The sequence below is a fragment of the Duganella sp. S19_KUP01_CR8 genome (assembly GCF_036688705.1).
Classification (GTDB): domain Bacteria; phylum Pseudomonadota; class Gammaproteobacteria; order Burkholderiales; family Burkholderiaceae_D; genus Rugamonas.
Map to the genome: position 1 here is coordinate 137,958 of NZ_JAQQPR010000017.1, position 19,371 is coordinate 157,328.

Sequence of the window (19,371 nt, forward strand, 5' to 3'; positions counted from 1 at the left end):
AGAAAAAATACGAGGAACATAATGAGCGAACTGAAACTCCCTACTTACGCCGACGTGCTCGCCGCATCGGAACGCATCGCCGGCCACGCCCACCATACGCCTGTGGCCACCTCGCGCACCGCCAATGAAGAACTGGGCGCCGAGGTGTTCTTCAAATGCGAGAACATGCAGCGCATGGGCGCGTTCAAATTCCGTGGCGGCTACAACGCTCTGGCACGCTTCACGCCCGAGCAGCGCCGCGCCGGCGTGGTGGCGTTCTCGTCGGGGAACCATGCGCAGGCGATCGCGCTGGCGGCCAAACTGCTGGGGATTCCTGCCACCATCGTCATGCCGCTGGATGCGCCTGCCTCGAAGGTCGCCGCCACGCGCGGCTACGGCGCGCAAGTGGTGAGCTACGACCGCTACACCGAAGACCGCGAACAGATTGGCCGCGACCTGGCACAGAAGCACGGCCTGACCCTGATCCCGCCCTACGACCATCCGGACGTGATCGCCGGGCAGGGCACGGCGGCCAAGGAATTGCTGGAGACGGTGGGCCACCTGGACGCGCTGTTCGTCTGTTTGGGCGGCGGCGGTTTGCTGAGCGGCTCGGCGCTGGCGTCGCGCGCGATTTCGCCATCGACCAAAATCTACGGCGTTGAGCCGGAAGCGGGCAACGACGGCCAGCAATCGTTCCGCAGCGGCAGCATCGTGCATATCGACACGCCGAAGACCATCGCTGACGGCGCGCAGACCCAGCACCTGGGCAACCTGACTTTCCCGATCATCAAGCGCGACGTCGACGATATCCTGACCGTCAGCGACGAACAGCTGCGCCACGAAATGCGCTTCATCGCGGCGCGCATGAAGATGGTGGTGGAGCCGACCGGCTGCCTGGGCTTCGCCGCCGCGCGCGCGATGAAGGACCGGTTGCAAGGCCAGCACATCGGCGTGATCATCAGCGGCGGCAACGTCGACATCGATCGTTACGCCGCCTTGTTGGCGACGTAGTAATCAGGCATATTTTTCAGGCATATTTTTTCTGCTTGAAGTCGCGCAGTATCTCGTGCGCCGCGTTGTGACCCGGTGCGCCGGTCACGCCGCCGCCGGGGTGGGTGCCGGCGCCGCAGGTGTATAGCCCGGCGATCGGCCCCCGATAATCGGCATGGCCCAGCATCGGCCGCGCCGAGAACAGCTGGTCCAGCCCCAGCGCGCCGTGGAAGATGTCGCCGCCGACCAGGCCGAAGGTGCGCTCCAGGTCGAGTGGACTCATGATCTGCCGGCCCAGCACGGACTGCTTGAAGTTGGGCGCGTACTTGTTGACCGTATCGATCATCAAGTCGGCCACGGTGTCGCGGTGCTCATCCCAGCTGGCGCCGTCGGGCAATTGCGGCGCCACGTGCTGGCAGAACAGGCTGGCCACATGCTGGCCGGGCGGCGCCAGGGTCGGATCCAGCGTCGAGGGGATCAGCACTTCGACGATGGGCTTGCGCGCCCAGCCCAGCGCGCGGGCGTCGTGGTAGGCGCGCTCCATGTAGTCGAGGCTGGGGGCGATGATGATGCCGCTGCCATGATGCTCCGCCATCGTCTTGCCGGGCAGGCAGCTGAAGTCCGGCAGCTCCGACAGCGCCACGTTCATGCGGAAGGTGCCGGAGCCGCAGCGCCAACCTTCCATGCGGCGCAGGAAATCGGCGGGCAGGGCGGCCGAATCGACCAATGACGTGTACAGCAGGCGCGGATTCAGGTTCGACACCACCACCCGCGCAACGAGCCGCTCGCCTTGCGCGGTGACGACGCCTACCGCGCGCCCCTTATCCAACAACACTTCCCTTACGCCGCAGCCGGTGCGGATCTCGACCCCGCGCGCCTCGGCCGCTCTGGCCATCGCCTGCGTGATGGCGCCCATGCCGCCGATGGCGTGACCCCACGCGCCTTTCTTGCCGTTCACCTCGCCGAACACGTGGTGCAGCAGCACGTAGGCCGAACCGGGCGTGTACGGGCTGGCGTAGTTGCCGACGATGCTGTCGAAGCCGAAGGCGGCCTTGATCGGCGCGCTGTCGAACCAGCCGTCCAGATAGTCGCCGGCCGATTTGGTGAACAGGTCGAGCAGCTCGCGCTGGGTGGCCAGCGGAAGCTTGCGCATGCGGTTGCCCAGGCCGCCGGCCTTGATCAGTTCGGGCAGGGCGCTGAGCCAGTTGCCCTGGACCAGGTTGGGCGGCGTTTGCAGCACCGTGTCGCGCAACAGCTCGGCGGCGACTTCCAGATGTTCGCCATAGGCTTGCAGGCGGTCCGCGTCGCGTTGGGAAAACTTGGCGACTTCCTCGGCGGTCTTGCCGGGGCCGACTTTCAGATAGCGGCCGTCGTCCAGCGGCAGGAAGTTCGACAGCGGGCGTTCGACGATCTTCAGACCATGCTTGACCAGCTCCAGGTCGCGGATCACCTTGGGATTGAGCAGCGACACGGTGTACGCGGCCACGGAATTGCGGAAGCCCGGATGGAACTCCTCGGTCACCGCCGCGCCGCCGACCACGGTGCGCTGTTCCAGCACCGTGACTTTCAAGCCGCTTTTGGCCAGATAGTGGGCACACACCAGGCCGTTGTGGCCGCCGCCGATAATGATCACGTCGCGCATCGATACTCTCCTCGAATTCAGTAGCATCATTGTGCGGACGGGTTCGGCAAATTGCATTGCGCAAGCCGACGAATTGCGGGAATATACTGAGCAAAATGACGAATATCTCGGCAAAAGGAAAAAATGGACGACATCGATCAGCAACTGCTTGCCCTGCTGCGCGAAAACGCGCGCGCCACCACGAGCGATCTGGCGCGCAAGCTCGGCTTGTCGCGCACGACGGTGCAAAGCCGGATTGACCGCCTGGAGCGTTCCGGCGTGGTGATTGGCTACACGGTGCGCACCAGCGCGGACTATCGCGCCGGACTGGTGCGGGCGCTGGTGATGATCACGGCCACGCCCAAACTGACGCCCGGCATCGAAAGCGCCTTGCGCAAGCTCGCCCACGTGCGCACGCTGCATTCGGTGAACGGGATCTACGATTTCATCGCCGGCGTGGAAGCCGGCTCGGTGGAGGAACTGGACGGCGTGGTCGACCGCATCGGCGCGCTCGACGGCGTGGAGCGCACCGCCACCTCGATCCTGATGACGACCCGCATCGACCGCTAGCTCGGATAACCCCGCATGCTGAAGCAGTACGCCAGCGATACCGCTTAGGGGTCTGACCCCGTACGGGGTCAGACCCCACCTTGCAGTGCGGGGTAAAAAAAAGCCGCGCGGCTTGCACCGGGCGGCTTTTGTCAGGCAGCTGAACTTATCAGGCGGCTGGCAGCTTGGCGAACTGCTCGCGCATCTTGTCCAGCGTGGCCGAGAAGTTGGCGACGCGTTCCTTCTCCTGCGCCACCACCTCGGCCGGCGCGCGGGCGACGAAGCTTTCGTTCGACAGCTTGCCGTTGGCCTTGTTGATCTCGCCTTCAACGCGGGCGATCTCCTTGGCCAGGCGCTCGCGCTCGGCCTTGACGTCGATCTCCACCTTCAGCATCAGCTTGGTCGTGCCGACGATGGACACGGCGGCCGGCGATTCCGGCAGCGCGTCGACGATCTGCACTTCGGCCAGCTTGCCCAGCGACTGGATGTACGGCGCGAACACCTCCATCGCCGCCTTGTCGGCCGCATTGGTCGGCTCGACGATCAGCGGCACGCGCAGCGACGGCGCCAGCTGCATTTCGCCGCGCAGGTTGCGGGTCGCGTCGGTCAGCGCCTTCAGCTGCTGCATCCAGGCCTCGGCCGATTCATCGATGGCGGCGGGGTTGGCGATCGGGTAAGGCTGCATCATGACCGAGTCGCCGGTCTTGCCGGCCAGCGGCGCGACGGCCTGCCACAGCGCTTCGGTGACGAACGGAATGATCGGATGCGCCAGGCGCAGCACCACTTCCAGCACGCGCAGCAGCGTGTGGCGGGTGGCGCGTTGCTGGCCTTCGGTGCCGCTTTGCACCTGCACCTTGGCCACTTCCAGATACCAGTCGCAGTACTCGTCCCAGACGAACTTGTAGATGGTCGAGGCGATGTTGTCGAAGCGGTAGTCTTCGAAGCCCTTGGCCACGTCCAGCTCGGCTTTTTGCAGCAGCGAGATGATCCACTTGTCGGCGTTCGACAGGTCGGCCACGCTGGCGCTGCAATCCTTGTCTTCGGTGTTCATCAGCACGAAGCGGGTGGCGTTCCACAGCTTGTTGCAGAAGTTGCGATAGCCTTCGGCGCGGCCCAGGTCGAAGTTGATGTTGCGGCCCAGCGAGGCGTAGGACGCCATCGTGAAGCGCACCGCATCGGTACCGTAGGCGGCGATGCCCTCCGGGAACTCCTTGCGGGTGGCCTTTTCGATCTTGGTGGCGTCTTTCGGGTTCATCAGGCCGGTGGTGCGTTTCGCCACCAGCGCATCGATGCCGATGCCGTCGATCAGGTCGATCGGGTCCAGCGTGTTGCCCTTGGACTTGGACATTTTCTGGCCGGTCGAGTCGCGCACCAGGCCGTGCACGTACACGGTCTCGAACGGTACCTTGCCGGTGAAGTGCGCGGTCATCATGACCATGCGCGCCACCCAGAAGAAGATGATGTCGAAGCCGGTCACCAGCACCGACGACGGCAGGAAGGCCTTGATGTCAGGCGTTTCTTCCGGCCAGCCCAGCGTGGAGAACGGCACCAGCGCGGACGAGAACCACGTGTCGAGCACGTCGTTGTCGCGGCGCAGCGGGCCGGTGCTGCCCTTGGCGGCCGCCTGCGCGATCGCTTCGGCTTCGGTCTTGGCGACGAAGATGTTGCCGGCGTCGTCGTACCAGGCCGGGATCTGGTGGCCCCACCACAGCTGACGCGAGATGCACCAGTCCTGGATGTTGTTGAGCCACTGGTTGTAGGTGGTGCTCCAGTTTTCCGGCACGAACTTGATCTCGCCGTTGGCGACCTTGTCCAGCGCGGTTTCGGCGATCGATTTGCCCGGGAAGAAAGTGCCTTCCGGCGCCGGCTTGCTCATGGCGACGAACCACTGGTCGGTCAGCATCGGCTCGATGATGACGCCGGTACGGTCGCCGCGCGGCACCATCAGCTTGTGCGGTTTGACTTGTTCCAGCAGGCCTTGCGCGTCCAGGTCGGCGACGATCTGCTTGCGCGCCACGAAACGGTCCATGCCGCGATAGGCCACCGGCGCTTCGTCGTTGATCTTGGCTTCCAGCGTCATGATGGTCAGCAGCGGCAGCTTGTGGCGCTGGCCGACGGCGTAGTCGTTCAGGTCGTGCGCAGGGGTGATCTTGACGCAGCCGGTGCCGAATTCCTTGTCGACGTATTCGTCGGCGATGATCGGGATTTCGCGGTCGGTCAGCGGCAGCTTCAGCATCTTGCCGACCAGCGGCAGGTAGCGCTCGTCGGTCGGGTCCACCGCCACGGCGACGTCGCCCAGCATGGTTTCAGGACGGGTGGTGGCGACGGTCAGCGTGCCGCTGCCATCGGCCAGCGGGTACTTGATGTACCACATCGAACCGTCTTCCTCTTCCGACACCACTTCCAGGTCGGAAACGGCGGTGCCCAGCACCGGGTCCCAGTTGACCAGGCGTTTGCCGCGGTAGATCAGGCCCTGTTCGTGCAGGCGCACGAAGACGTCGGTGACGACTTTCGAGCGCGGCTCGTCCATCGTGAAGTATTCGCGCTTCCAGTCCGGCGAGGTGCCGAGGCGGCGCATCTGGCCGGTGATGGTGGAGCCGGATTTTTCTTTCCACTCCCAGACTTTCTTGACGAACTCTTCGCGGCCGAGGTCGTGGCGCGAGATTTTCTGCGCGTCCAGCTGGCGCTCCACCACGATCTGGGTGGCGATGCCGGCGTGGTCGGTGCCCGGGATCCAGGCGGTGTTATGACCCAGCATGCGATGGTAGCGGGTCAGGCCGTCCATGATGGTCTGGTTGAAGGCATGGCCCATGTGCAGGGTGCCGGTCACGTTCGGCGGCGGCAGCTGGGTGCTGAAGGACGGTTTGCCGGCGTCGATGGTGGCGGTGTAGTAACCGCGCTGTTCCCACTCGGTACGCCAGAATTGTTCAATGTCGGCAGGCTCGAAAGACTTGGCTAATTCCATGATTTGGCAGATTAAATTTGGAGAAACAACCATTATAGATGACGCGGCAAGCCATGAGCAGATCGCCGCTTGTTAAACTTTGGACATTTCCCGCCCGGATGTCGAATTACGCAAGTTTTTTGACTCGCCCCCTCGAAGAGCATACCGTTGCCCGTCCTAATAATGTTTTTTAGACATGGAGACGGAAATGACAACTCGTATCATTGCTGTGCTGATCGCAGGCTTATTCGCCGGCGCATCGGCTTCCGCGCTGGCCCAATCCAACAAGGTCTGGATCAGCGTCGGCGACGCCGCCTATGCGCAATTGCAGAAAGTCGCGCCACAGGTACAGGCGCGCGAAAGCCGCGCCAGCTTCGCGGCCTCGGCCGGCCAGGAGAAACTGCACCTGGTCGAAGTCGACGAGCAGCAGATGCTGGCGTTGTCGGCCGCCGTGCACAAGAAGTTGCGCCGCTGCGGCGGCTTCATGTTCCACGCCAGCGAGGCGGCCGGCGTCGCCGCGCTGTCGCCGGCCAAGGACCGGGGCCAGGGCCGTGCAGCGCTGCTGGCCGCCGCGCGGCCGTCCTACGTGATCGACCAGCAAAGCGTGGTCAACCCCATGCTGAGCCAAATGCAGGCCAGCAACATCGGCCAGACCATCGTCGACATGTCGTCCTACGCCAACCGCTACTACACCACCAACAACGGCGTCAACGCGTCGAACTGGCTCAAGCAGCGTTGGACCACCATGGCGGCCGGCCGCAGCGACATCGCCGTCACCCAGTACACGCACTCGGCCTACCCGCAGAAATCGGTGATCCTGACCATCACCGGCACCGACAATCCGAACGAAGTGGTGGTGCTGGGCGGCCACCTCGATTCGATCAACCAGTCCGGCACCAGCGAAACCACCAAGGCCCCGGGTGCCGACGACGACGCCTCCGGCATCGCCAGCATGACCGAGGTGCTGCGGGTGATGATCGCCAGCGGCTACAAGCCGCGCCGCACCATCAAGATGATCGGCTACGCCGCCGAGGAAGTGGGCCTGCGCGGCTCGCAGGACATCGCCCAGAACCACAAGGCCAACAACGTCAACGTGGTCGGCGTGATGCAGCTCGACATGACCAACTACAAGGGCTCGGTCAACGACATCTACCTGTACACCGACTACACCGACAGCGCGCAGAACACCTTCGTCGGCAACCTGATCACGACCTACCTGCCGACCTTGAAGATCGGCTACGACAAGTGCGGCTACGCCTGCTCCGACCACGCCTCGTGGACCTCGGCCGGCTACTGGTCGTCGATGCCGTTCGAGGCGGCGATGGGCGAGGACGATCCCTACATCCACACCGCCAACGACACCTACGCCAACACCGGCAACCAGGCCGACCACGCGCTCAAGTTCGCGCGCATGGCGCTGGCCTACGCGGTCGAGCTGGGCAGCGACGGCGCCGGCGTGACGCCGCCGACCGACCGCACCGAAACCTTCACCGGCAGCCTGACCAAGGGCCAGACCCGCGCCTACGGTCCGTATGCGGTGCGCGCCAACGGCAGCTTCAAGGCTGCGCTCAGCGGCAGCGGCGACACCGACCTGTACGTGCGCAAGGCCGGCGCGGCCAGCACCACCAGCTACGACTGCAAGTCGGACGGCCCGACCAGCACCGAGAGCTGCACCGTGTCCTACACCGCCAACGGCAACGCCTACGTGCTGTTGAACGGCTACACCGCGTCCAGCTACACGCTGACCGTGACGTATCCGCCGCAGTAATGCCGCCCAGTGGGCGGCATTACGGGGTAGCGGGGCGGCCGGCTTGTTGTGGCCGCCCCGTCTGCGGTATTCTAGGACGATACCTAACAGGAGACCTCGATGCCCAGCTTTGAAACCTTGACCCTCAGCGTTGCCGACCATATCGCCACCGTGCGGCTGAACCGTCCGGAGAAACTGAACGCGATGAACCTGGCGATGTGGAACGACATCCGCAGCGCCTTCCAGCACATCGACGCGACGCCGGAAATCCGCGTGGCGATCCTGGAAGGCGAGGGCAAGGCCTTCACCGCCGGCATCGACCTGCAGATGATGATGGGCCTGGGCCCGCAGATTCGCGACGACTGCGACGGCCGCACGCGCGAAAACCTGCGCCGCGTGATCCTTGACCTGCAAGACACGCTGACCAGCCTGGAGCGTTGCCGCAAGCCGGTGCTGGCGGCCGTGCACGGCGCCTGCGTCGGCGGCGGCATCGACCTGATCTGCTGCGCCGACATGCGCTACTGCTCGGCGGACGCCTGGTTCACCATCAAGGAGATCGACATCGGCATGACCGCCGACGTCGGCACCTTGCAGCGCCTGCCTAAACTGATCGGCGACGGTATGGCGCGCGAACTGGCCTACACGGCGCGCAAGGTGGACGCCGCCGAAGCGAAAGAAATCCGCCTGGTCAACCGCGTGTTCGACACGCCGGAAGCGCTGAGCGCCGGCGTGCGCGCGATCGCCGCCGAGATCGCGGCCAAGGCGCCGCTGGCGATCCGCGGCGTCAAGGAAATGATCACCTACGCCCGCGACCACTCGGTGGCAGACGGCCTCAACTACAACGCCACCTGGAACGCCGCCATGCTGATGTCGGCTGATTTGCAGGCGGCCATGATGGCCGGCATGAGCAAAACCACGCCGGTCTTCAAAGACTAGTTGGCACGCCTTGCCCGGCCTTTTTGTTTTGCCGGCTGTGTGGAGCAGGTACTGGCAGGCTCCAGGCTCGCAAGGCTTCAATGGTTGCGATCAGTGCATCGCGACCATTGACGATTGCTTCCTCGATGGTCTCGCCATCGGAAAAACATCCCCGGAAATCGGTATAAGTGATCAGGAATCCGCCTCCTTCGTCTGGCGTCAGTGGGCGAATTTCGTAAGGATAGTCGTCAAGGTTGTCCATGTTCACATTCCCTCGGCAAACAAAACAAACTGCCGTAAATAAAACGCTTTGATTGTGCGACCTTCGGAGTTTGCACGCAAAGTATTTTCTGTGCCGAGGAGGAATCGGTTGTTGTAATTCATATGGCAAGGTTATAATCGTCCCGCTGCCGCAAGGCGGCACACGCTAGGGGTCCTGCGCATTGCGATGCGCGGGTGAGAAATACCCTCCGAACCTGATCTGGATAATGCCAGCGAAGGGAAGCTTAGGACACCGCCGCCACACCCTGTGGACAGGCACCGTCCAATCTCCTTTGCTGGCTCCTGTAGCTAACGAAGGAGCCACATGAACGCCAACGCCAAATTCCTCTCCGCCACCGCCACGGTGGACGAGGCAGCCATCAAGCCCTTACCGAATTCCCGTAAAGTCTACGTCGAAGGCAGCCGTCCCGATATCCGCGTGCCGATGCGCCAAATCACCCAGTCCGACACGCCGGCCTCGTTCGGCTTCGAAGCCAATCCGGCTATCTACGTCTACGACACCTCCGGCCCGTACACCGACCCCGACGCCGTGATCGACATCCGCTCCGGCCTGGCCGCGACGCCGCGCCTGCCGTGGATCCTGGAGCGCAACGACACCGAGGAGCTGGACGGCCCGACCTCCGAATACGGCCAGGCCCGTCTGGCCGACCCGGCGCTGGCCGAGCTGCGCTTCAACCTGCATCGCAAGCCGCGCCGCGCCCGTGAAGGCAAGAACGTCACGCAGATGCACTACGCGCGCCTGGGCATCATCACGCCCGAGATGGAATTCGTCGCCATCCGCGAAAACCTGCGCCGCCAGGAGTACCTGGAAAACCTGAAGAACTCCGGCCCAATGGGCCAGCGCCTGGCCGACCTGATGGGCCGCCAACATCCGGGCCAATCGTTCGGCGCCAGCATCCCGGCCACCATCACGCCGGAATTCGTGCGCGAGGAAATCGCCCGCGGCCGCGCCATCATCCCGGCCAACATCAACCACCCGGAAATCGAACCGATGATCATCGGCCGTAACTTCCTCGTGAAGATCAACGCCAACATCGGCAACTCCGCCGTCACCTCGTCGATCGGCGAGGAAGTCGAGAAAATGACCTGGGCCATCCGCTGGGGCGGCGACAACGTCATGGACCTGTCGACCGGCAAGCACATCCACGAAACGCGCGAGTGGATCATCCGCAACAGCCCGGTACCCATCGGCACCGTGCCGATTTACCAGGCGCTGGAAAAGGTCAACGGCAAGGCCGAGGACCTGACCTGGGAAATCTTCCGCGACACGCTGATCGAGCAGGCCGAGCAGGGCGTCGACTACTTCACCATCCACGCCGGCGTGCTGCTGCGCTACGTGCCGATGACGGCCAAGCGCCTGACCGGCATCGTCTCGCGCGGCGGCTCGATCATGGCCAAGTGGTGCCTGGCGCACCACAAGGAATCGTTCCTGTACACGCATTTCGAAGAGATCTGCGAAATCATGAAGGCCTACGACGTCTCGTTCTCGCTGGGCGATGGCCTGCGTCCCGGCTCGATCTACGACGCCAACGACGAAGCGCAGCTGGGCGAGCTGAAAACCCTGGGCGAACTGACCCAGATCGCCTGGAAGCACGACGTGCAGGTGATGATCGAAGGCCCCGGCCACGTGCCGATGCAGCTGATCAAGGAGAACATGGACCTGCAACTGGAACAGTGCCACGAAGCGCCGTTCTACACGCTGGGCCCGTTGACCACCGACATCGCGCCCGGCTACGACCACATCACCTCCGGCATCGGCGCCGCGCAGATCGGCTGGTACGGCACCGCCATGCTGTGCTACGTCACGCCGAAGGAGCACCTGGGCTTGCCCGACAAGAACGACGTCAAGGACGGCATCATCACCTACAAGATCGCCGCCCACGCGGCCGACCTGGCCAAGGGCCATCCGGGCGCGCAGATCCGCGACAACGCGCTGTCCAAGGCGCGCTTCGAATTCCGCTGGGACGACCAGTTCAACATCGGCCTCGACCCGGACAAGGCGCGCGAATTCCACGACGAAACCCTGCCCAAGGATTCGGCCAAGGTGGCGCACTTCTGCTCGATGTGCGGCCCGCATTTCTGCTCGATGAAGATCACCCAGGAAGTGCGCGAGTACGCCAAGGCCAACGGCGTGTCCGACGGCGCGGCGCTGGAGCAGGGCATGCAGGTCAAGGCGGTGGAGTTCATCAAGAACGGCGCCGAACTGTATCGCAAGCTGTGAGGCCGGCATGATCGACATCGAATTGAACGGCGCCCCGCACCAGGTGCCGCCACGCCAGACGCTGGGTGAACTGGTCGACGCTTTGTCGTTGACCGGGCAGGCGCTGGCGCTGGCGGTCAACCGCGCGGTGGTGCCGCGCCAGCAGTGGCCGCAGCGCGAGCTGCAGCCGCAGGACAAGGTCGACATCGTGCGCGCCATCGGCGGCGGCTGATTTTTTTGACCCGCACTGCCAGGCGGGGTCAGACCCCGTACGGGGTCTGACCCCTAAGTTGGGGCGCTGGCGCCGAAGCAAAGGCGTGCGGGGTAAAGCATATCGAGGATACGAACATGAACGCATCAACCCAAGACCTGCTGACCATCGCAGGCAAGAGCTACAAATCGCGGCTGCTGGTCGGCAGCGGCAAGTACAAGGATTTGCAACAAACCCGCGAGGCGACCGACGCCGCCGAAGCGGAAATCATCACCGTGGCCATCCGCCGCGTCAACATCGGCCAGGACCCGAAGGCGCCCAGCCTGCTGGACGTGCTGCCGCCGTCGCAGTACACCATCCTGCCCAACACGGCCGGCTGCTACACCGCCAAGGACGCGGTCTACACGCTGCAGATGGCGCGTGAACTGCTGAACGGCCACAAGCTGGTCAAGCTGGAAGTGCTGGGCGACGAGCGCACGCTGTTCCCGCACATGCCGGAAACCCTGGTCGCCGCCGAGGCGCTGGTCAAGGACGGCTTCGACGTCATGGTCTACTGCAGCGACGATCCCATCCAGGCCAAGATCCTGGAGCAGATCGGCTGCGTCGCGGTGATGCCGCTGGCCTCGCTGATCGGTTCCGGCATGGGCATCCTCAATCCGTGGAACCTGTCGCTGATCATCGAGCAGGCCAAGGTGCCGGTGCTGGTCGACGCCGGCGTCGGCACGGCCTCTGACGCCGCGATCGCCATGGAGCTGGGCTGCGACGGCGTGCTGATGAACACCGCCATCGCCGGCGCGCGCGATCCGGTGCGCATGGCGCGCGCCATGAAACTGGGCGTGCAGGCCGGCCGCGAGGCTTACCTGGCCGGCCGCATCGCCCGCAAGTTCGCCGCCTCGCCGTCCTCGCCGATGGCGGGCCGGCTGGCATGAGCGAGCGCCTGTCTTCGCATATGACGGCGCAGCTGATGGCACAACTGGTGGCGCGCCCGTGCGTGCTGGTGTTCGCCGGACTCGATCCGTCCGGCGGCGCCGGCATCGCCGCCGACCTGCAAGCGGTGGCCGGGCAGGGCGCGCACGCGCTCACCGTGGCCACCGCGCTGACGGTGCAGGACAACGACCGCGTCTACGGCGTGCAGCCGGTCGACGGCGCCATGGTGCTGCGCCAGGCGCAGGCGCTGGTCGACAAGGTGACGGTGCGTGCGGTGAAGATCGGCATCCCCGGCAGCGCCGCCAACGCGCAGGCGATCGCCGAGATCATCGCCCGCCTGCGCGCCCGCCAGCCGGAGCTGCCGGTGGTGTTGGACCCGGTGCTGGCCAGCGGCCACGGCGACCTGCTGTCGCGCGACGACGCGGTACAGGCGCTGGCGCCGCTGCTGCCGCTGGTGACGGTGCTCACCCCCAACGGCCCGGAAGCGCTGGCGCTGACCGGCGAGGCCGATCCGCGCGCGCAGGCGCAGGCCTTGCGCGCGCGCGGTTGCCGCCATGTGCTGATCACCGGCGGCCACAGCGAGGGGGATGAAGTGGTCAACCGCTGGTTCGGCCCCGGCGCCACGCCGACGCAACGCCTGTCCGACAGCGAACCGCCGGAAGACGCGCGCGACTGGAGCTGGCCGCGCCTGGCCGGTGAATTCCACGGCAGCGGCTGCACGCTGGCTTCGGCCATCGCCGGCCAGCTGGCGCTGGGCATGTCGATGGAACGCGCGCTGGAACTGGCGCAACAGTATTGCTATCGCGCGCTGCGCGGCGCCTACACGGTGGCCGCCGGCCAGCGCATCCCGCAACGCCTACCCCTGATCTGAGAGCTGAGAGCACACCATGCACGGACTTTATTTGGTTACCCCCAACTGGGACGACACCGCCAGGATGCTGGACCTGAGCGAACGTGCGCTGGCCGCCGCCCAGGGCGCGCAGCCCGGCGTCGCGATGCTGCAATACCGCCACAAGGAAGCCGGCCCGCAGCAGCGGCTGGATCAAGCCGGCGCCTTGCTGGCGTTGTGCCGGCGCTACGGCGTGCCCTTCATCGTCAATGATTATGTCGAGCTGTGCGAGCAGCTTGGCGCCGACGGCGTCCACCTCGGCGGCACCGATGCCGACGTGGCGCAGGTGCGCGCCCGGCTGGGGCCGGACCTGATCATCGGCGCCTCCTGCTATGGCGACCTGCCGCGCGCGCTGGCGGCGCAGGCGGCCGGCGCCAGCTACGTCGCGTTCGGCGGCTTCTACCCATCGCGCGTGAAGAAATATGCAGTGACTACCAAGATGGAGATCCTCGACCAGGCGCGCGAAGTGATCGCCGTGCCGACCGTGGTGATCGGCGGCATGACGCCGGACAACGCCGCGCCGCTGGCCGCGCGCGGCGCTTCCATGGTGGCGGCGATCAGCAGCGTCTACCAGGCCGACGACGTCGGCGCCGCCGTGGCCGCGTTCCTGCGGCTTTATGCTGATGAAAAAACAGGCAGATAAAACGCTAGCATGACGGGCGGTTTTCCGCCTTATAATTGGTGCGTTAGCTTAAGCCTAAGGTTGCCGCCACATGAATGTCCCTTCCAGCCCGAAGCGTCTGATTCTGATCGTCGACGATGACCAACTGCTGCTCGATTTCCTGGGCGAAGTGCTCGGTCACGCCGGCTACGACATCCTCAAGGCCTCGTCGGCCGAACAGGCGCTGGAACAGATCGCCCAGCGCGAACCGGACCTGGCCCTGCTCGACATCCACATGCCCGGCATGAACGGCCTGGAGCTGGCCAAGCAATTGCACGCCACCAGCTCGGTGCCCTTCATGTTCCTGTCCGGCCGCGGCGACGCCGACGCCGGCAAGCAGGCCGCCTCGTACGGCGCGGTCGGCTTCCTGGTCAAGCCGGTCGACGAGAAGCACCTGATGCCGGCCTTTGCCGCCGGCCTGGCGCGCGCCGACGAAATCCGCCAGCTGCGCCGCACCGAACTCAATCTGAACGCCGCGCTGGCCGCCGGCCGCGAGACCAGCCTGGCCGTCGGCCTGCTGATGTGCAAGTTCCAGACCGACCGCAACACCGCCTTCGAAGTGCTGCGCGACCACGCCCGCTCCAACCGCCGCAAGGTCAACGAGGTGGCCGACCAGCTGCTGGCCGCCGAGGAAACCTTGAACAGCTTGCATGTGGCCTTCAACCAGCGTCTGAAAAAGTAAACGTCGTCGGTTTTTTTGCGGTATTTTCTTGCTTTGCGGTATTCATCATGTAGACTGTGTCTATGAGCGGCAGGCCAGGCCTGTCCGCTTCGTAGTGCGGCGGGGCCTCCAACCTGCGCCTGCCGCCACCCCGGCCGCCTGTTCCCTGCGGCCGTCCGTATCCCTTCGGCCCAACTCCGCCGACCCCTGCGTTGCCTTGCCAGCCCCGTGCTGCCGGCGCCGCAATTCCTTAGTTTTGTGTGCGGAGACACTTATGACCAACGATTATTCGCAGGACAGCTATCGGCCCTTCAGCGAGCAGGACGGCGGCGCCGCGATCGGTTTTTCCATCTTCGCGGAAGCGCCCCGCGTGCTTCATATCGACAAGGACTTCGACTCGGCGCTGGTGCTGTCCACGCTGCTGGTGCCGGAAACCCGGGTCACCCATGCGTCCACCCTGGCCGATGCGCTGGACATACTGCAACACCAGCGGTTCGCGCTGGTGGTGATGGATCCCGACCTGCCCGACGGCGACGGCGCCAGCCTGCTGCCGCTGCTGTACCAGCACCAGAGCGACGCGCGCGTGCTGGTGTATTCGGCGCGCCATCCCGAGCGTCACACCGCCGGCAGTGCCTTCCTGCCCAAGCCGTGGACCTCGCCGCGCCAGCTGTGGCGCGCGGTGTCCGACCTGCTGGGCATTGGTTCGGCGATGCCGGTCGAACCACAGTAATCGCACGCGCCACAGATCGTCCCCGGCTTGCTATCATGGCGGACCACCGGAACGGCCCCCCGTTCCGGTGCCCCGAACAACGCAGCCACAGGACGAACAATGAAAACCAAAGCAGCTATTGCATGGCAGGCGGGCAAACCGCTGACGATCGAGGAAGTGGAACTGGGCGGCCCGCGCGAAGGCGAGGTGCTGGTCGAGATCAAGGCCACCGGCATCTGCCACACCGATTACTACACCTTGTCCGGCGCCGATCCGGAAGGCATCTTCCCGGCCATCCTCGGCCATGAGGGCGCGGGCGTGGTGGTCGACGTCGGCCCCGGCGTCAAGTCGCTTAAAAAGGACGACCACGTCATTCCGCTGTACACGCCTGAATGCCGCCAGTGCAAATTCTGCCTGTCGCAGAAGACCAACCTGTGCCAGTCGATCCGGGCTACCCAGGGCCGCGGCCTGATGCCGGACGCCACCAGCCGCTTCTCCATCGATGGCAAGCCGATCTACCACTACATGGGCACGTCGACCTTCTCCAACTACATCGTGGTGCCGGAGATCGCGCTGGCCAAGATCCGCGAAGATGCGCCGTTCGACAAGGTTTGCTACATCGGTTGCGGCGTCACCACCGGCGTCGGCGCGGTGCTGTTCACGGCCAAGGTCGAGGCGGGCGCCAACGTGGTGGTGTTCGGCCTGGGCGGCATCGGCCTGAACGTGATCCAGGCGGCCAAGATGGTGGGCGCCGACAAGATCATCGGCGTCGACATCAATCCGGCCCGCCAGGAAATGGCGCGCAAGTTCGGCATGACCCACTTCATCAATCCGAAGGAAGTGGAGAACGTGGTCGACGCCATCATCCAGCTGACCGACGGCGGCGCCGATTACAGCTTCGAGTGCATCGGCAACACCACCACCATGCGCCAGTCGCTGGAGTGCTGCCACAAGGGTTGGGGCCAGTCCATCATCATCGGCGTGGCGGCGGCGGGGCAGGAGATTTCCACCCGTCCGTTCCAGCTGGTGACGGGCCGGGTGTGGAAGGGCTCCGCGTTCGGCGGCGCGCGCGGCCGCACCGACGTGCCGAAGATCGTCGACTGGTATATGGAAGGCAAGCTCAATATCGACGACCTGATCACCCATCGCCTGCCGCTGGAACGCATCAACGAAGGCTTCGATTTGATGAAAAGCGGCGAATCGATCCGCTCGGTGGTGATTTATTAGTGAACTGCAGCGCTTAAATCGGGAGCGCCTGCCGCGCAGGCAACGCACATGGCGGCGTTGCAAATGCTCGCGATAGCTCGCTATCGCTGCGCTTTGCGCTTTGCGCCTTGCCCTGCGCGCCGCCTGCACGTCCTTCGCTCCCAATTTAAGCGCCGCAGTCCACTACGTCTGTCGCGGCGGAATGCAGCTGGCTCCGGTCAACTTGCATTCCGTCGCAATCCGCGCGCGTTCGGCGGCGTGTTTGTCTACAGTGGAGTCATGGAAGTAAGGCCCACCACTGAAGGAGAAACATCATGAACGTACTGAAAAACATGGAAATCATCTTCGTCGCCAGCGCAGTCATCCTGTGCGCCACCGGCTACGCCAGCGCCCAGGTGCGCGCCACCCCGGCGATCGACGCCGGCTCGGTCAAAGTGGTCGTGGTGGACGGCGTCAAGATGCCAGTCGTCACCATCAGCGCCAAACGCGCCCACTAAACCCGGTGCGATGAATGTAGAAAAAAAGTTCTAGACATCGTCATCTAGATAATTTATTCTACATCCATCAACTGGGGAGTGCGGAATGGCAGCGATACGCAATCATAAGATTTCACGGCAGGCAGGACGCTCATGAACAGCGTCCTGGCCGCCCTGGTGCCCGCCGTCGGCTGGGCGCTGCTGCACTTTATCTGGCAAGGCCTGTTGATCGGCTGGGCTGTCGCGCTGGCGATGTTTGCGCTGCGCGGCGCCCGTCCGCAGACCCGCTACGCCGTGGCCTGCGCCGGCATGTTGCTGTGCGCGGCGCTGCCGCTGGCCGGCATCCTGGCCCAGCTGGCCGATGCCGACCGTGGCGCCGGCTCCGTCGCGCTGTTGCGCGTGCTGGCCGGGCAGGGCGCCGGCATGGCGGACGTCGCCGGCCAGGCCGCTGCCGCCGCGCCCGGCCTGCTGGGCGACGGCGCTTTCTCCTCGTTTGAAGCGGTGCTGCGGCGCCAACTGCCGTGGGTGGTCGGCCTGTGGCTGGCCGGTGCGGCGCTGATGTCGCTGCGGCTGGCGCTGGGCCTGAAGTGGGTTGCCGAGCGCACCCGCGCCGGCGAATACACCGTCAATCATTACTGGCAGCGGCGCCTGTCCGAGCTGGCGCGCCGCTTCGACATCGAACGCCATGTGCGGCTGGGCGTGGCCGACCTGCTGGACAGCCCGATCACGGCCGGCTGCTGGCGTCCCATCGTGCTGGTGCCGACCGCGCTGGTCAGCGGCATGCCGCCCGATCTGCTGGAAGCCTTGCTGGCGCACGAACTGGCCCACATCAAGCGGCACGACTACCTGGTCAACCTGATTCAAAGCGCGATCGAGATCGTGCTGTTCTATCACCCTAGTGTTTGGGCCCTGTCACGCAGGATACGGATCGAGCGGGAACAAATCGCCGACGACCTCGCGGTGGACATGCTTGGCCAGCCCCAGAGGCTGGCAAAGGCCCTGTCGGAACTGGATCGGTTCCAGTTCGACACCACACAACTAGCCCACGCGGCTCACGGAGGAAATCTCATGTCTCGTATCAAACGCCTGCTGCGTCCCGATGTTGAACCGGTCAGCTGGAAAATGGCCTTGCCCCTGATGGGTTTGTTTGCAGCCGGCGCAGTGTTCTACGCCCATGCCGCGCCGCAGCCGCCGGCCATCGCCACTGTCGCGCAGGTTGACCAGGTCAGCCAGGTGGCCGACGTTGCCCAGGTCAGCCAAGTGGCCGACGCCGCCCAGGCCGATCCGGTACAGCCGCCAGCACCACCGGAACCTGCCGCTCCGGCAGAGCCTGCCGAGCCTGCGGAGCCGGCTCCAGTCGCCGAGTTGGCTGCGCCCGCCGCGCCAGCAGCGCCAGCCAAGCCGCCGAAGCCAGCCAAGCCTCCGCGCGTGCTGGCGGCGGCTCCTGCGATGCCAGCGATGCCGGCAGTGCCCGCAGCTCCCGCAGTCGCAGCCTTGCCTGCAGTCCCAGCTGCGCCGGCAGCACCTGCAGCACCGGCAGCACCGGCAGCACCGGCAGCGCCGCCCGCACCACCTGCGCCTCCGGCTGGAGCGCAAAGCTACCGTTTTGATCGTTCCACCTTCTCCAACCGCGACGGCCAGCGTTCCGGCTATGCGCTGGTACACGCCAACAAGGACAACATCACGGTCTCGGCCACGCGCCAGGACCTGTCCAAAATCGAGAATGCGCGCCGCGCCGTCAAGGGCGACTTCATCTGGTTCCGCGACGGCGACAAGGCCTACCTGATCCAGGACCCTGCCACCATCGCCAAGGCAGACGAAGCGTGGGGCGCCGTCAACCGCATCGGCGAAAAGATGGATGCGCAAGGCAAGAAAATGGATGCGCAAGGCAAAGTCATGGACGCGCTGGGCCGGCAGATGGAGAAACTGGGCCACGATACCGAAGGCCGGGCCCAGCTGGACATGGACCGCCAGCAGCGCCAGATCGAACGGGTCGCCCGCCAGCAGGAAGCTGTAGGCCGCCGCATCGAGCAGGCCGCGCGCGACATGGGCGACGACCCGACGCCGGAAAAGCTGCGCCGCTTCCACGAGCGCCAAGCCGCGTTGCAGGGGGAAATGGCGTCATTGCAAAGCCAGATCGCCCAATCCCAGCGCGACATGGCGCCGCAACTGGAGAAGATCAGCGCCATGCAGGCGCCGATGCAAGCGTTGAGCAAGCAGATGTCGGAAGCCGGCAAGCCGATGGCTGAACTGGGCCAGGCCATGGGCGAGCTGGGCCGCGAACAAGCCAAGGCCAGCCGCGAAGCCGAGCGCACCATGAAGGAGCTGATCAAGGAGGCCATCAAGGCCGGCAAAGCCGTCCCGGCGCCGTCCGCATAAGGTTGGTGTCAAATACGGGGTCAGG

Annotated in this window: 17 protein-coding genes and 1 riboswitch; of the genes, 14 read left to right on the top strand and 3 right to left on the bottom strand. The window is 65.1% G+C overall.

Annotated features, from left to right (window positions below):
- Positions 1-21: 21 nt before the first annotated feature.
- Positions 22-990 (top strand): threo-3-hydroxy-L-aspartate ammonia-lyase, encoded by a 969-nt coding sequence (locus tag V6M89_RS18380; RefSeq protein WP_332854514.1) that lies wholly within the window; start codon positions 22-24, stop codon positions 988-990.
- Between the two features lie 16 nt (positions 991-1,006).
- Here V6M89_RS18380 and V6M89_RS18385 read toward each other — a convergent pair whose 3' ends face one another.
- Positions 1,007-2,611, bottom strand: a complete 1,605-nt coding sequence (locus tag V6M89_RS18385; protein WP_332854515.1) for a phytoene desaturase family protein — start codon at positions 2,609-2,611, stop codon at positions 1,007-1,009.
- Positions 2,612-2,734: 123 nt separating this feature from the next.
- Between V6M89_RS18385 and V6M89_RS18390 the strand changes: the two genes are divergently transcribed.
- Positions 2,735-3,160 (top strand): Lrp/AsnC family transcriptional regulator, encoded by a 426-nt coding sequence (locus V6M89_RS18390; protein ID WP_332854516.1) that lies wholly within the window; start codon positions 2,735-2,737, stop codon positions 3,158-3,160.
- Positions 3,161-3,308: 148 nt separating this feature from the next.
- Here the strand turns inward: V6M89_RS18390 and V6M89_RS18395 are convergent, their stop codons facing one another.
- Positions 3,309-6,104, bottom strand: coding sequence for a valine--tRNA ligase (locus tag V6M89_RS18395; protein ID WP_332854517.1), 2,796 nt, complete (start codon positions 6,102-6,104; stop codon positions 3,309-3,311).
- Positions 6,105-6,291: 187 nt separating this feature from the next.
- Here V6M89_RS18395 and V6M89_RS18400 point away from each other — a divergent pair, with 187 nt between their 5' ends.
- Both V6M89_RS18400 and V6M89_RS18405 read left to right on the top strand, forming a co-directional pair.
- Entirely contained in the window at positions 6,292-7,851 is a 1,560-nt protein-coding gene (locus tag V6M89_RS18400) for a M20/M25/M40 family metallo-hydrolase (RefSeq protein WP_332854518.1), read from the top strand.
- A gap of 99 nt (positions 7,852-7,950) precedes the next feature.
- Positions 7,951-8,766, top strand: a complete 816-nt coding sequence (locus tag V6M89_RS18405; protein ID WP_332854519.1) for a crotonase/enoyl-CoA hydratase family protein — start codon at positions 7,951-7,953, stop codon at positions 8,764-8,766.
- On the opposite strand, the gene V6M89_RS18410 is transcribed toward V6M89_RS18405, so the two are convergent.
- On the bottom strand, positions 8,756-9,007 hold the full coding sequence (locus V6M89_RS18410) for a type II toxin-antitoxin system HicB family antitoxin (protein ID WP_332854520.1): 252 nt from the start codon (positions 9,005-9,007) through the stop codon (positions 8,756-8,758). The genes V6M89_RS18405 and V6M89_RS18410 overlap by 11 nt on opposite strands.
- Before the next feature lie 157 nt (positions 9,008-9,164).
- A riboswitch (TPP riboswitch) is annotated at positions 9,165-9,265 on the top strand.
- A 66-nt stretch (positions 9,266-9,331) separates the two neighbouring features.
- Here V6M89_RS18410 and thiC point away from each other — a divergent pair.
- From thiC to V6M89_RS18460, 10 genes are all read left to right on the top strand, one after another.
- Complete coding sequence (gene thiC / locus V6M89_RS18415; protein WP_332854521.1) at positions 9,332-11,248, top strand: phosphomethylpyrimidine synthase ThiC; 1,917 nt, start codon at positions 9,332-9,334, stop codon at positions 11,246-11,248.
- A gap of 7 nt (positions 11,249-11,255) precedes the next feature.
- Positions 11,256-11,459: a sulfur carrier protein ThiS gene (thiS, locus tag V6M89_RS18420; RefSeq protein ID WP_332854522.1), complete on the top strand. Its 204-nt coding sequence runs from the start codon at positions 11,256-11,258 to the stop codon at positions 11,457-11,459.
- Between the two features lie 116 nt (positions 11,460-11,575).
- Positions 11,576-12,367 (top strand): thiazole synthase, encoded by a 792-nt coding sequence (locus V6M89_RS18425; RefSeq protein WP_332854523.1) that lies wholly within the window; start codon positions 11,576-11,578, stop codon positions 12,365-12,367.
- A complete protein-coding gene (gene thiD, locus V6M89_RS18430) occupies positions 12,364-13,236 on the top strand; it encodes a bifunctional hydroxymethylpyrimidine kinase/phosphomethylpyrimidine kinase (protein WP_332854524.1) in 873 nt (290 codons plus the stop codon). Before V6M89_RS18425 ends, thiD begins: the two co-directional genes overlap by 4 nt.
- Positions 13,237-13,252: 16 nt before the next feature.
- Positions 13,253-13,897 (top strand): thiamine phosphate synthase, encoded by a 645-nt coding sequence (thiE, locus tag V6M89_RS18435; protein WP_332854525.1) that lies wholly within the window; start codon positions 13,253-13,255, stop codon positions 13,895-13,897.
- 70 nt (positions 13,898-13,967) lie between these two features.
- Positions 13,968-14,597, top strand: a complete 630-nt coding sequence (locus tag V6M89_RS18440) for an ANTAR domain-containing response regulator (protein ID WP_020704940.1) — start codon at positions 13,968-13,970, stop codon at positions 14,595-14,597.
- A 253-nt stretch (positions 14,598-14,850) separates the two neighbouring features.
- Entirely contained in the window at positions 14,851-15,306 is a 456-nt protein-coding gene (locus V6M89_RS18445; RefSeq protein WP_332854526.1) for a response regulator, read from the top strand.
- Positions 15,307-15,405: 99 nt separating this feature from the next.
- On the top strand, positions 15,406-16,512 hold the full coding sequence (locus V6M89_RS18450) for an S-(hydroxymethyl)glutathione dehydrogenase/class III alcohol dehydrogenase (protein ID WP_332854527.1): 1,107 nt from the start codon (positions 15,406-15,408) through the stop codon (positions 16,510-16,512).
- A 293-nt stretch (positions 16,513-16,805) separates the two neighbouring features.
- Complete coding sequence (locus tag V6M89_RS18455; RefSeq protein WP_332854528.1) at positions 16,806-16,988, top strand: hypothetical protein; 183 nt, start codon at positions 16,806-16,808, stop codon at positions 16,986-16,988.
- Between the two features lie 132 nt (positions 16,989-17,120).
- Positions 17,121-19,346, top strand: a complete 2,226-nt coding sequence (locus tag V6M89_RS18460; protein ID WP_332854529.1) for a M56 family metallopeptidase — start codon at positions 17,121-17,123, stop codon at positions 19,344-19,346.
- Positions 19,347-19,371 lie beyond the last annotated feature (25 nt).

Coding starts and splice junctions, on each gene's coding strand:
- V6M89_RS18460 (WP_332854529.1), top strand. CDS start 17,121: ATGAACAGCGTCCTGGCCGCCCTGGTGCCCGCCGTCGGCTGGGCGCTG.
- thiC (WP_332854521.1), top strand. CDS start 9,332: ATGAACGCCAACGCCAAATTCCTCTCCGCCACCGCCACGGTGGACGAG.
- V6M89_RS18385 (WP_332854515.1), bottom strand. CDS start 2,611: ATGCGCGACGTGATCATTATCGGCGGCGGCCACAACGGCCTGGTGTGT.
- V6M89_RS18440 (WP_020704940.1), top strand. CDS start 13,968: ATGAATGTCCCTTCCAGCCCGAAGCGTCTGATTCTGATCGTCGACGAT.
- V6M89_RS18425 (WP_332854523.1), top strand. CDS start 11,576: ATGAACGCATCAACCCAAGACCTGCTGACCATCGCAGGCAAGAGCTAC.
- V6M89_RS18395 (WP_332854517.1), bottom strand. CDS start 6,104: ATGGAATTAGCCAAGTCTTTCGAGCCTGCCGACATTGAACAATTCTGG.
- V6M89_RS18380 (WP_332854514.1), top strand. CDS start 22: ATGAGCGAACTGAAACTCCCTACTTACGCCGACGTGCTCGCCGCATCG.
- V6M89_RS18405 (WP_332854519.1), top strand. CDS start 7,951: ATGCCCAGCTTTGAAACCTTGACCCTCAGCGTTGCCGACCATATCGCC.
- V6M89_RS18445 (WP_332854526.1), top strand. CDS start 14,851: ATGACCAACGATTATTCGCAGGACAGCTATCGGCCCTTCAGCGAGCAG.
- V6M89_RS18410 (WP_332854520.1), bottom strand. CDS start 9,007: ATGGACAACCTTGACGACTATCCTTACGAAATTCGCCCACTGACGCCA.
- V6M89_RS18400 (WP_332854518.1), top strand. CDS start 6,292: ATGACAACTCGTATCATTGCTGTGCTGATCGCAGGCTTATTCGCCGGC.
- V6M89_RS18455 (WP_332854528.1), top strand. CDS start 16,806: ATGAACGTACTGAAAAACATGGAAATCATCTTCGTCGCCAGCGCAGTC.
- thiE (WP_332854525.1), top strand. CDS start 13,253: ATGCACGGACTTTATTTGGTTACCCCCAACTGGGACGACACCGCCAGG.
- thiD (WP_332854524.1), top strand. CDS start 12,364: ATGAGCGAGCGCCTGTCTTCGCATATGACGGCGCAGCTGATGGCACAA.
- thiS (WP_332854522.1), top strand. CDS start 11,256: ATGATCGACATCGAATTGAACGGCGCCCCGCACCAGGTGCCGCCACGC.
- V6M89_RS18390 (WP_332854516.1), top strand. CDS start 2,735: ATGGACGACATCGATCAGCAACTGCTTGCCCTGCTGCGCGAAAACGCG.
- V6M89_RS18450 (WP_332854527.1), top strand. CDS start 15,406: ATGAAAACCAAAGCAGCTATTGCATGGCAGGCGGGCAAACCGCTGACG.